Origin of the sequence: Enterobacter sp. V87_3, assembly GCF_029967835.1 — a bacterium.
Lineage (GTDB): Bacteria > Pseudomonadota > Gammaproteobacteria > Enterobacterales > Enterobacteriaceae > Enterobacter > Enterobacter cancerogenus.
In genome coordinates, this window is record NZ_JASCAM010000010.1 from 275,130 (window position 1) to 287,865 (window position 12,736).

Below are 12,736 nucleotides of genomic sequence, written 5' to 3' on the forward strand. Positions count from 1 at the left end.
GGATTACCAGGTGTGAATGTCGCGCGCCGTATCCGTCATGTAGCGAACGCCACTGATGGTTGGCAGCAACTGGTTGATCAGACGGTTCCAGCGGGCAACCGGCGCGGTGGTGACATAGACCACATCGTATGGCTGGAGGCGGAACTCGGTGGCCATGACCAGCGATGTCGCATCGGACATATCCAGCTGGTAGATATTGGCAATCTTGCCTTTCGCGCTGCCCTCGCCTTTCAGCGGACGGATCACGAAGATGCCGCTGGCGTTGGAGGAGGTCAGATCGATGCCTTCCGCATTGCCCAGCGCTTCGGTCAGGGTCATGCCGCTGAAGTCCATTTTGAGGGTGCTCTGTTTCTTCACTTCACCCATGACGAAGACTTTCAGATCGTCGTTACGCGGCACGTACAGAATATCGCCTGGATAAAGCAGGCGGTTCTGGGTCAGGTCGCCGTTTTGCATCAGCGCCTGCAGCGAAATGCGCTGCTCTTTGCCTTCGTGGGTCAGCACGACGTTGCGCCAGTCGGCGCCATCGGTTAAGCCGCCCGCGGCATTGATGGCATCCAGAACGGTAAGCGGCACGTTGGTGATGGCCTGCTGGCCGGATTTGTTCACCTGGCCGGAGATGTAAGCTTTCTGCGAGCGGAATGCGGCGATATTAACGTCCACCTGCGGGTCAGCAATGTACTGCGCTAAGCGGCTGGTAATATCACTACGGATCTCGGCAAGCGTTTTGCCGACAACATGCACTTTGCCAATGTACGGATAGAACATGGTGCCATCGGACTGGACCCAGTTCCCGGTATCGCTTGAGCTGCGGTACTGGCCCGCCGGGGTGGTGAGTTCAGGGTGATCCCAGACGGTAACGCTAATCACGTCACCCGGCCCCACGCGATACTCATAATTGGCGATTTCCTGGTCCAGAGACATATTCGGCTGGGCAACATTCGGACGCGGACGTAATTGTTCGACCAGACGCGGGGTCAGGGGATAAACATTGACCATTTTGTCGAGATCGAAATCGGCATCCTGTTGTTTAATCACATCCTTGCCCGATGTGGACATATTGCTGCCGGGAAAGACCGTGCAACCACTCATCAAGGTCACAGACACCAATAATGGCATCAATTTCATTTTGGATTTCATCATTGATTATTTATCACTTTGGCAGAGTAATTATCCTGTGCAAATTAAATAAGCGCGGGTCGTTTTGGCATTCAGCATGCAGTTAATCAATTTGAAATATAACTGGCATCTGTCCTAAAAAAACCGTATTCATCCATTGGCTATTGACAGAATAATTGAGGCTGTTTTACACGCCTTCAGGCACGCTACCGCCCTTGGCTTTCAGTTACCAATCCACTGACTAAACAATATGTTATGGATAGACACCCTCTTGGACATGGCTTCAGGGAAAATATATCGGCCATGAAAAACCCATGACAGATAAACATTTCCATTCCCTGAATACCGAAACAAAAATAGCAGCAAGAAGTTTTAACATTTGATGCTGGGAGAATTGTTGCAGCTAACCTAATAGCAGGCAAGGAGACAACCGTCCGAATAACAGTTTTTAAGATTAATATTAAGAGCAAATTTTTAAGGTTTTAGGAATTTCTTTATATTGACAAAATATCGAATAAAACCACTGAGTGCGATATATCCTAAATAACATCTCCGATAATCAAAATCCCGCACTACACTTATTTACACCCTCCCGCATGTTGTTCATTTTTTTGGTTATCGATTAAGAGAAATCTCAGCCTGCCATTGCATTTTTGGTCAGCTTTATCCATGATCGCAATGTGACATTAGTCATATAACAGAAGGTATTGCTATTACTATGGAATGGATTGCCGATCCGTCAATCTGGGCCGGGCTGGTTACGCTGGTCGTCATCGAATTAGTGCTCGGTATTGATAATCTGGTCTTTATCGCCATCCTTGCCGAAAAATTACCGCCTTCGCAGCGCGACCGTGCGCGCGTCACGGGGCTGGTGCTGGCGATGGTGATGCGTTTGCTGCTGCTGGCCTCCATCTCCTGGCTGGTCACTCTCACCACGCCGCTGTTTACGGTTTACGGCCTGAGCTTCAGCGCCCGCGATCTGATCATGCTGTTCGGCGGGCTGTTTTTGCTGTTCAAAGCCACCGTCGAGCTTAACGAGCGGCTTGAAGGGAAAGACCATGACAACCCGACCCAGCGTCGCGGGGCAAAATTCTGGCCGGTGGTGGCGCAAATCGTGGTGCTGGATGCCGTCTTCTCGCTGGACTCGGTCATTACCGCCGTCGGCATGGTAGACCACCTCGCGGTGATGATGGCCGCGGTAATCATTGCTATTACGCTGATGATCATGGCCAGCAAGGCGCTGACCCGCTTTGTGAACAGCCACCCGACCATCGTTATTCTCTGCCTGAGCTTCCTGCTGATGATCGGCTTTAGCCTGGTGGCCGACGGCTTTGGCTTCCATATTCCGAAGGGGTATCTGTACGCCGCGATCGGGTTCTCGGTGATGATCGAATCCCTTAACCAGCTGGCGATTTTCAACCGTCGCCGCTTTCTCTCCGCTAATCAGACCCTGCGTCAGCGCACCGCCGATACGGTGATGCGCCTGCTCAGCGGACGAAAAGAGGATGCTGAACTGGACGCCGAGTCCGCCGCGCTGCTTGCCGACCACAGCGACGGGCAGATCTTTAACCCGCAGGAACGGCGCATGATTGAGCGCGTGCTGAACCTTAACCAGCGATCGGTCAGCAGCATCATGACCTCCCGTCACGACATCGAACATGTCGACCTGACGGCCCCGGAAGAGCAGATCCGCGCCCTGCTGGATAAAAACCAGCACACCCGCGTGGTGGTGACCGGGGGCGACGAGGAAGAAGAACTGCTCGGCGTGGTACACATCATCGACCTGCTGCAACAGCAACTGCACGGCGAGCCGCTCAACCTGCGTGTGCTGGTCCGCCAGCCGCTGGTGTTCCCGGAGGCGCTGCCGTTACTGTCCGCCCTTGAGCAGTTCCGCAACGCGCGCACTCACTTTGCCTTTGTGGTGGATGAGTTTGGGTCCGTTGAAGGTTTAGTGACGCTGAGCGACGTGATGGAAACGATCGCCGGCAATCTGCCTAACGAAGTGGATGAAATCGATGCGCGCCACGATATCCAGAAGAATGCCGACGGCACCTGGACGGCAAACGGCCATATGCCGCTTGAGGACCTGGTGCAGTTTGTTCCGCTGCCGCTGGATGAGAAGCGTGAATACCACACCATTGCAGGATTGTTGATGGAGTATCTCCAGCGCATTCCGACGCCAGGCGAAGAGGTGCAGGTAGGAGATTACTTGATCAAAACGCTTCAGGTTGAAAGCCATCGCGTGCAGAAGGTGCAGCTGATACCGCTGCGTAGCGAGGATGAGCTGGATTTTGAGGTATAAAAAGCCGGATAGCGTTTCGCTTACCCGGCCTGCGATTTACGGATTTTACAGGCCGGGTAAGGCGTAGCCGCCACCCGGCACTAACACTCTCAAAGCTTATCTAACAGCTTTTTCACGTCCTTACCGTTTTGTGAATCCTTGTTGCGATCCGCCCAGTCGTTCAGCCGACGTTTGGCTTCATCCTGAAGGTGCTTACGCAGAATTTGATCAACCTGCAGGCTGTAATTCAGCGCCTGCCATTTTCCGTAGACGTGCAGCGGGACTGGCGTCGCTTTGAGGAAATCAATCAGTTCACCCTCGCCTTCCCAGCCGGAAAGCACGCGGACGTTAAATCGGGTGTCAGCCGTCTCTTTCACCAGATCCATCTTGCCCTCACCGGTGAGCGCCAGCATCGACGAGGTGCCCTGCATCTGATTCAGCGAAAGCTGCCCGTTATCCAGGGTCAGATCGCTGGTGAAGTTATCAAGACGTGTCGCGCTGTCGTAGTTTTCATTCGCCTTAACGTTACTGCTGCGCTCAACCGCCTGCTGGACCAGCTGCTGGAAGTTGAGGCCTTCCATGCGGGTGTCTTTCAACTCAACGTGCGCCTGGCCCTGCCAGTTATGGCGGAACGCGTCGGCGTCAATTTTCGTGCCGGCGAAATCCCCCGCCAGCGACATCTGTCCGGTCAGTGAAATCGGGTAGTTAAAGGCGTTCAGAATGGTGCCGATTTCGACATTATCCAGGCGCGGCTGGAAGGCAGCGCTGGCCGTGTCTTTACGCACATCCAGCGTACCCGGCAGCGACAGATGCCCTGCCCCCATCTTGCCGCCCAGCTCGGAGATGACGAGCAATCCATTGTGATTGAACATCTGGCTACTGACGTCGGTAAACTCAATGCCGCGCCAGCGCAGCCGGTTAGCTTTTAGCAGAATATCGGCGGTAAAACCGCGCAGGCCGTTATAGTCAGGCTGATCGAGATTAGATGAAATCACTGGCCGCGGCTTCATCGCCTGGCTCTGACCGTTTTGCGCCGCACCGGCATCAGCCGTGCTGGCGGGCTGTGTTGGAAGCAGGTTTTCAAGATTCAGCGTGTCGAACTGCAAATCCAGAACCCACTTCGGCTCCTCAGCCAGGGTCACGCTCGCCTGCCCTTTCATGCTGCTGTCATTGGCCTGCAGGTTAAGGTTATTGAGCTGCAGCTGTTTGTGTTCTTCCTGCCAGATGGCCTGCAAGGTCCCCTGGCCGGCAATGCCTTTGGTCGGCAGGTCGGCGCCGGTGAGCTGCCAGTTCAACTGGCGGATATCGGCAGTCAACTGGTGCGGATAGTCCGACGCGTTTACGTTGGCATCCATCGACAACGTCAGATCGCGCTGGTCGCGGTTGATACGCCCGGAAAACGCCATGGTCGCAATGTGGTTCGCGTCCTGCTCCATCGTCAGGCTGATATTGCGCACGGTAACCTGCTCATCATCTTCATGCTGGAAAACCAGCACGCTGTCGGCAATTTTCAGGTTGGCGATGTCAAACGACCAGCCGGCATCGGACGGCACGTCGGGCAAGGTATTTTCGTGCGGGGCAACTGGCGCATCCGGCTGACGGACCGCTTCGCTTTGCGGCGTAAGCTGGATCACCGCCCCTTTCAGCATCACCCGATCAACCTGAAGCTGATGGGAGAAAAGCGGGATCAGCGCGACATCAAGACGCATGTTGTCGGCCGCCACCAGCGGCTGTGATGCCCCTGGCGCAGTCAGCGACATGCGCCCGGAGAGAATGCTCAGCTGCGGCCAGACGTGCCAGCGCAGCGGCCCGTCCAGCTTAAGTTCGTAACCACTGCGCGCTTCGACCTGACGCACCATATAGGCACGGAAGTCATTCGGGTTAACCAGCAGTACCAACGCCGAAAGGCCAGCAACCAGAACCACCAGCAAAATCATCAGCGTTGTCAGAACTCTTCTCATGGCATCCTCAATGGTCTAACAATCAGTCTTTATCGATACGACTGGCAACCGCACCCTGCTGGTCGCGATATTTTGCATCCTGACGGCGATTATAAGGACGATCCGCCGGGCCTGTCAGCGGTTCAAAGCTCAGCGCACCGATCATCATGCCCGGACGCAGCGCGAGCGGGAGTTTACCCGCATTGAAGAACTCCAGCACAATACGGCCTGACCAGCCCGGATCGATGCGGTGCGCCGTTACGTGCACCATCAAACCCAGACGCGCCAGCGAGGAGCGGCCATCGAGCCAGCCCACCAGATCGGCAGGCAGCGTGACTGATTCAAACGTCACGGCCAACGCCAGTTCACCCGGATGCAGATAAAACGCCTCACCCTCGTCGAGGACGATTTCGTCGCTCATCACGCGGTCCAGCGCCGCGCTCACCTCGTCTTTCGGCCCGCTCAGGTCGATAAACGGCGCCGTATGGCCGCTGAAGGTGCGAAACTTATTCCCCAGACGCACATCGACCGTCACGCCGTTAATGCGCTCAACCGGCGGACGCGGGGTGATAGACAGGCGGCCTTCATCCAGCCAGGCTTCTATATCGCGGTCACAAAGACGCATGGCACTTTCTCCTTTCGTGCATCGTACCCTGAGGCGTTATCGGCTCAGGGCAAACCAGGTTATCTCTGAACGGTACACAATTCGCGCGGCTTATTCAAAAAACTGACTGATTTTCGCTTTTAAGATATCAATGGCAATACGGTTTTTACCGCCACGAGGCACGATAATATCGGCGTATTGCTTGGATGGGTCGATAAACTGCAGGAACATCGGACGCACGGTTTTCTGATACTGTGCCATCACGGAGTCCATAGAACGCCCGCGCTCGTTGACGTCACGCTTAATGCGGCGCATCAGGCAGATGTCCAGCGGGGTATCGACAAAAATAGAGAAGTTCATCGACTCGCGCAGCCGCGCGTCCGTTAACAGCAGGATCCCTTCAAGGATGATGACCTTCTTCGGCTCAATGCGAACGGTCTCTTTTAAGCGGGTATGTTCTACGTAGCTGTAAACAGGCAATTCAATAGCCTTGCCGCTTTTCAGCGCTTCTAAGTGCTGGAACAGCAGGCTGTGATCCATGGCATTAGGGTGGTCGTAGTTAGTCTTTACGCGCTCTTCCATCGACAGATGGGATTGATCTTTGTAATAGCAATCTTCGGGAATGACGCCGATATGCTCATCACCAACCTGTTCACGCAGTTCGCGATACAGCGTACTGGCAATAAGACTTTTACCTGAAGCCGATGCGCCGGCGATGCCTATAATGACGCACTGATGAGACTTATCAGTCATAAATTTAGCGACCTGATTAACCTGGATGTTAAGGAAGGACGACGCCGGAGCGTCAAACGCGGCAATTATAGGGATTTCGCAGGCGTGATACCAGTCGAAACCGCAGGTAATGCGAGAGAGCCTCCAAAGTCGCTTTTTCTCCCTGAGTGAAATTTAAATGACCACTTTTTGGTCGTTTAACGGGAATTTTTTGGCGAGTAACTATTTAATAAGTCTATGATGTCAAAATCTGAGCAGTCAGCATATGAATTGTAAATTGTTTGTACTAGCATAAACCAAATTCTTAATTTCTCGCGTCCGGACATCGCTCCTGGCGACCTGGCGTCTCGGGATAAAGCGGTAATGAATAAACAATACCAGCGGGTTTTGATTACCACCCAACATCCTTTACTGCGACTTGTCTGTCTGGGTCTGGTCACGTTTATTTTTACCCTATTTTCCCTGGAACTCACCCGTTTCGGCACCCTGCTCGCGCCGTTATGGTTCCCTACCTCTATTATGACGGTGGCGTTTTATCGTCATGCCGGGAAGATGTGGCCGGGTATTGCCCTCGCCTGTTCATTCGGGAATGTCCTGGCCTCATGGATGCTCTTTTCGTGGGGATCCGTTAGCTTCATTTATACCTCCGTCAATATTATTGAGGCCTGCATCGGCGCACTGCTGCTGCGTAAGCTGCTGCCGTGGTATAACCCGCTACAAAACTTGAATGACTGGGTGCGTCTGGCGATTGGCAGCGCCCTGATCCCGCCGCTGACAGGGGGCGTGTTAATTCATTTTCTGGCACCGGGGCCAGAGCCGCTGCGTAATTTTCTGGTCTGGGTGGTTTCCGAATCAATCGGCGCGCTGGCGCTGGTGCCGTTAGGGCTGCTGTTCAAACCGCACTATCTCCTGCGCCACCGCAACCCGCAGCTGCTGCTGGAAACCCTGGTCACCATGGCGGTGACGCTGGTTCTGAGCTGGGCCGCCATGAACTGGCTGCCGTGGCCTTTTACCTGCGTAATTGTCCTGCTGATGTGGAGCGCGGTCCGCCTGCCGCGCGTGGAAGCGTTTCTGGTGTTCCTGGTCACCGTCATGATGGTCTCCCTGATGATGGCGCAAAACCCGACTCCAATTGCGACGCAGAACGCCAGCGCCATGCTCAACGCGCCGTGGCTGCCGTTTTTGATGATGCTATTGCCCGCCAACGTGATGACAATGGTGATGTATGCCTTCCGCGCCGAGCGCAAGCACATTACCGAGAGCGAAGAACGTTTTCGCAATGCAATGGAGTACTCCGCCATCGGTATGGCGCTGGTGGGCATCGACGGCCAGTGGCTACAGGCCAACAAGGCGCTGTGCAACTTTCTCGGCTACAGCCAGACGGAGCTTCAGTCGCTGACCTTCCAGCAGCTTACCTGGCCGGAAGATTTACACTCTGATATCGAACAGCTCGATCAGCTGGTCAACGGGGATATCAACACCTACAGCCTCGAGAAGCGTTACTACACTCGCGACGGGGAAGTGGTCTGGGCGCTGCTTGCCGTCTCCGTCGTACGCCACGCCGACGGCACCCCGCTCTACTTTATCGCCCAGATTGAAGACATTAACGATCTCAAGCATACCGAATGGGTCAATAAGCGCCTGATGGAGCGCATTACCCTGGCGAACGAAGCGGGGGGGATTGGGATCTGGGAATGGGATTTGCAGCCGGACGTCATCAGCTGGGATAAGCGGATGTTTGAGCTGTATGAGATCCCCTCGCACATCAAGCCCACCTGGCAGCTGTGGAATGCGTCGATTGTGCCTGAAGACCGCGAGCATGCGGAACAGGTGATCCGCGACTCCCTGACCGCGCGCATGCCGTTTAAGCTCGAATTCCGCATCCGAGTAAAAGAGGGGGTGCGACATATTCGTTCCCTGGCCAACCGGGTGCTGAACAAGCAGGGTGAAGTGGAACGTCTGCTCGGCATTAACATGGACATGACCGAGGTCAAACAGCTTAACGAGGCGCTGTTCCAGGAAAAAGAGCGTCTGCACATTACGCTCGACTCCATCGGCGAGGCGGTGCTCTGCACCGACGTCGACATGAACGTGACCTTTATGAACCCGGTGGCCGAGAAGATGAGCGGCTGGCCGCAGTCCGAGGCCATCGGGCAGCCAATTCTGAACGTGTTGCACATCACCTTCGGTGAGAAAGGACCGCTGATGGAAAATATCCACAGCGGCGATATGTCCCGTTCCGATATCGAGCAGGACGTGGTACTCAACTGCCGCAACGGCGGCAGCTTCGATATCCACTACAGCATCACGCCGCTCAGCACGCTGGACGGGCAGGCCATCGGCTCGGTGCTGGTTATCCAGGATGTGACCGAATCACGCAAAATGCTGCGCCAGCTAAGCTACAGCGCCTCCCATGACGCGCTCACGCATCTGGCTAACCGCGTCAGTTTCGAAACCCATCTTAAGCGCCTGATCCAGACCGTGCAGGAGACGCGCCAGCGCCATGCCCTGATTTTCATCGATCTTGACCGTTTCAAAGCCGTCAACGATACCGCAGGCCATGCCGCGGGCGACGCCCTGCTTCGTGAGCTGTCATCATTGATGCTGACCATGCTTCGCTCCAGCGACGTTCTTGCCCGTCTGGGGGGCGATGAGTTTGGTCTGCTGCTGCCGGACTGCAATATCGAAAGCGCTCGCTACATTACCGGGCGGCTGATCCACGCCATCAATAACTATCACTTTATGTGGGAAGGCCGCCTGCACCGTATCGGCGCCAGCGCGGGCATTACCCTGATTGATGAGACCAACCATCAGGCGGCAGAGGTGATGTCCCAGGCCGATATCGCCTGCTATGCCTCTAAAAACAGCGGGCGTGGGGTGGTGACGGTTTACGAACCGCAGCAGGAGCGGATCCACAGCGCGCGCAGCATGATGTCGCTCGATGAGCAGTGGCATATGATCAAGGACAATCACCTGCTGATGATTGCCCGCAGCGTCGCCTCCCCGCGCATACCGGAGAGCAGCAACTTCTGGCTCATCTCGCTGCGCCTGTGGACCAGCCAGGGTGAAGTACAGGAGGAGCAGGCGTTCCGTTCTGGTCTCGCCGAGCCTGAGCTGCTTCACGCCCTCGACCGGCGTATCTTCAGCGAGTTCTTCCGCGCGTACGCTGCCCAGGTAGCGGCCAAAGGGATGGGGGTTGCGCTACCGCTTTCGCAAGCCGGGTTATCCAGCGTCACCCTGGTAGACGAGCTGATTGAACTGCTGGAGAAAGGCCCATTCCCGGGCCGCCTGCTGCACCTGATTATCTCCGCAGAGGTGCTGCGCAATACGGATGAGAACCTGCAGCAGGGTCTGCAAAAACTGCGACACGCAGGTTGCCGGGTGGTGTTAAGCCAGGTGGGGCGCGACATGAGCCTCTTTAGCCATCTCAGCGCTAACATGGCCGACTATTTGATGCTCGACCCGGACGTGGTGTCAAACGTTCACGGAAACCTGATGGATGAAATGATGGTGACCATCATTCAGGGCCACGCCCAGCGGCTGGGAATGAAAACCCTGGCAGGCCCCTGCAACCAGCCAATCATGATGGATACCCTCTCGGGCATCGGCATCGACTTTATCTATGGCGACACCATCGGCGAACCGCAGCCGCTGGAACTACTGCTCAACACCAGCTATTTCGCCATCAACTGAGGGCGTCCAGCCGTCGGTATACCAGATGTGCAACAGCGCATAGGAGCGCCACGGCTGCCAGCGTTCGGCGTAACGGCGGATTTGCGCGGGCGTCATGCCAGCGAAGCGCTGTTTAATCAGATAATCATCCGGCAAAAACACATCTTTGGCCTGCCATCCCCGCAGCGCTAAATAGTTTGCCGTCCAGCGGCCAATGCCGGGCCGCTGCTGCAACGCTTTCATGCCCGCGTCGATGTCCACCGGTGGAACGAGAGGAAAGTCACCGTCCACCACCGACCGGGCGAGATGAATTAACGATTCCGCCCTTTTTACCGGCATCCCGAGCGCTTTCAATGCCAGCGGATCGGCAGCGGCCAGCGCCTGCGGGGTGGGGAAACAGAGATAATCCGGCGCATCTTCAACCGCCTCACCGTACAGCGCCACCACCCGTCCGGTAAGTTTCGCTGCCATCGCCACGCTCACCAGTTGCCCGAGGATCGCCCGCACGCCCTGCTCGTAAGCATCCATTGCGCCAGGTAAACGCAGCCCGGGCCGCGCAGCACCCAACTCGCCGAGCGTCCGGGCAATCTGCTGCGGATCGCAGTCAAGATCGAACAGCCGTGCGATGCGGTCCAGACAGCCTGCCGCCACCGGCATCAGACCCGGGCTGAGCGTGACGTTGAGGGTGTGGGAGGCAAGGTCTGGTGTGACGCGAAAAATGCCCCGGTGCCCGTCACAGGCAAAACTGCGCTCGTAGTCGTCCTCGGTCACGGTTTCCACGCCCGTCACGGCACGCGCGCCCAGAAAGCCAAACATCCACTGCCAGTCGTAGGGGGGTTGCCAGTTCAAGGTAAACATCGTTGCTCCTGTCATGTTCTCCTCAGCATAAACCGAAAGGCCTTGTTTCGCCTTGCTTTCATATTCCAGTTGTCGCGGAAGAGACATTTCGTTAAAGTCTCGCCCCTTCTCACCGGCATGGGGATTTCTACGTGTTTATTGGATTCGATTACGGTACGGCAAACTGCTCGGTTGCGGTGATGCACAACGGGCAACCACAGCTCCTGAAAATGGAAAAAGAGAGCACGCTGCTGCCGTCAATGCTCTGCGCGCCAACCCGTGAAGCTGTGAGCGAATGGCTTTTCCGCCATCACCAGGTTCCGGCCACCGCGGCGGAAACGCAGGCTCTGCTGCGCCGCGCCGTGAGCTATAACCGCGACGAGGACATCGACGTTACGCCTGCCAGCGTGCAGTTCGGCCTGTCGTCGCTCGGGCAGTACATTGAGGATCCGGAGGAGGTTTACTTCGTTAAATCACCGAAGTCATTCCTCGGGGCCAGCGGCCTGAAGCCGCAGCAGGTCGCGTTGTTTGAGGATCTGGTCTGCGCCATGATGCTGCACATCCGCAATCAGGCACAAACGCAGGTCACGGAAACCATCGACCAGGCGGTGATTGGCCGTCCGATAAACTTCCAGGGTCTGGGGGGCGATGAAGCCAACCAGCAGGCGCAGGGTATTCTGGCGCGCGCGGCGCACCGTGCAGGTTTTCGCGACGTGGTGTTCCAGTACGAGCCGGTAGCGGCGGGACTGGATTTTGAAGCCACGTTAACGGCAGAAAAACGTGTGCTGGTGGTGGATATCGGCGGCGGAACGACGGACTGCTCGCTGCTGCTGATGGGGCCGCAGTGGCATCAGCGTCGCGATCGTGAAAAAAGCCTGCTGGGGCACAGCGGCTGCCGTGTGGGCGGTAACGATCTGGATATTGCCCTCGCCTTTAAGAGCCTGATGCCGCTGCTGGGCATGGGCGGACAAACCGAAAAAGGGATCGCCCTGCCGGTTCTGCCGTGGTGGAATGCCATTGCGATCAACGATGTGCCTGCGCAGAGTGATTTTTACAGCACCGCAAACGGTCGTTTTCTCAACGATCTGATACGCGATGCGCAGGATGCCGACAAAGTCGCGCTGCTCCACAAGGTCTGGCGTCAGCGCCTGAGCTACCGCGTGGTGCGCACCGCCGAAGAGAGCAAAATTGCGCTCTCAGATCGCCCGGAACATGCGGTCACCCTGCCGTTTATCAGCGACGAACTGGCAACGAGTATCTCGCAGGAAGGGCTTGAAACGGCCCTGTCGCAGCCGCTGCAGCGCATTCTCGAACAGGTACAGCTGGCGCTGGATAACGGCAAAGAGCAGCCGGACGTGATCTATTTAACCGGGGGTAGCGCCCGTTCGCCGCTGATTAAGAAAGCGCTGGCGGAACAACTGCCGGGCATACCGATTGCCGGTGGCGATGACTTTGGCTCCGTAACCGCAGGGCTGGCGCGCTGGGCGCAGGTGATGTTTAGCTAACACGGGTGTGGCCTGGTGCCCTCACCCCGGTCCTCTCCCAAAGGGA

8 protein-coding genes are annotated in these 12,736 nt (G+C 56.3%); 3 read left to right on the forward strand and 5 right to left on the reverse strand.

Annotation, left to right across the window (positions count from 1 at the left end; translation table 11 throughout):
* Positions 1–3 precede the first annotated feature (3 nt).
* On the reverse strand, positions 4–1,143 hold the full coding sequence (locus tag QLG21_RS02045; protein WP_006176318.1) for a polysaccharide export protein: 1,140 nt from the start codon (positions 1,141–1,143) through the stop codon (positions 4–6).
* A gap of 694 nt (positions 1,144–1,837) precedes the next feature.
* Here QLG21_RS02045 and QLG21_RS02050 point away from each other — a divergent pair.
* Positions 1,838–3,421 (forward strand): TerC family protein, encoded by a 1,584-nt coding sequence (locus QLG21_RS02050; RefSeq protein WP_006176320.1) that lies wholly within the window; start codon positions 1,838–1,840, stop codon positions 3,419–3,421.
* Positions 3,422–3,510: 89 nt separating this feature from the next.
* Here the strand turns inward: QLG21_RS02050 and asmA are convergent, their stop codons facing one another.
* From asmA to udk, 3 genes are all read right to left on the reverse strand, one after another.
* Entirely contained in the window at positions 3,511–5,361 is a 1,851-nt protein-coding gene (gene asmA / locus QLG21_RS02055) for an outer membrane assembly protein AsmA (RefSeq protein WP_101737316.1), read from the reverse strand.
* A 22-nt stretch (positions 5,362–5,383) separates the two neighbouring features.
* The gene (gene dcd / locus QLG21_RS02060; RefSeq protein WP_006176323.1) at positions 5,384–5,965 is read right to left on the reverse strand and encodes a dCTP deaminase; all 582 of its coding nucleotides are present in this window, start codon (positions 5,963–5,965) and stop codon (positions 5,384–5,386) included.
* Between the two features lie 90 nt (positions 5,966–6,055).
* On the reverse strand, positions 6,056–6,697 hold the full coding sequence (gene udk / locus QLG21_RS02065; RefSeq protein ID WP_006176324.1) for a uridine kinase: 642 nt from the start codon (positions 6,695–6,697) through the stop codon (positions 6,056–6,058).
* 342 nt (positions 6,698–7,039) lie between these two features.
* On the opposite strand from udk, the gene QLG21_RS02070 reads away from it, so the two are divergent.
* Entirely contained in the window at positions 7,040–10,369 is a 3,330-nt protein-coding gene (locus QLG21_RS02070; protein WP_137849346.1) for a diguanylate cyclase, read from the forward strand.
* On the opposite strand, the gene alkA is transcribed toward QLG21_RS02070, so the two are convergent.
* Positions 10,334–11,206, reverse strand: a complete 873-nt coding sequence (alkA, locus tag QLG21_RS02075) for a DNA-3-methyladenine glycosylase 2 (RefSeq protein WP_101737314.1) — start codon at positions 11,204–11,206, stop codon at positions 10,334–10,336. The genes QLG21_RS02070 and alkA overlap by 36 nt on opposite strands.
* 131 nt (positions 11,207–11,337) lie before the next feature.
* Here alkA and yegD point away from each other — a divergent pair, with 131 nt between their 5' ends.
* A complete protein-coding gene (yegD, locus tag QLG21_RS02080) occupies positions 11,338–12,690 on the forward strand; it encodes a molecular chaperone (protein ID WP_282483795.1) in 1,353 nt (450 codons plus the stop codon).
* Positions 12,691–12,736: the final 46 nt, after the last annotated feature.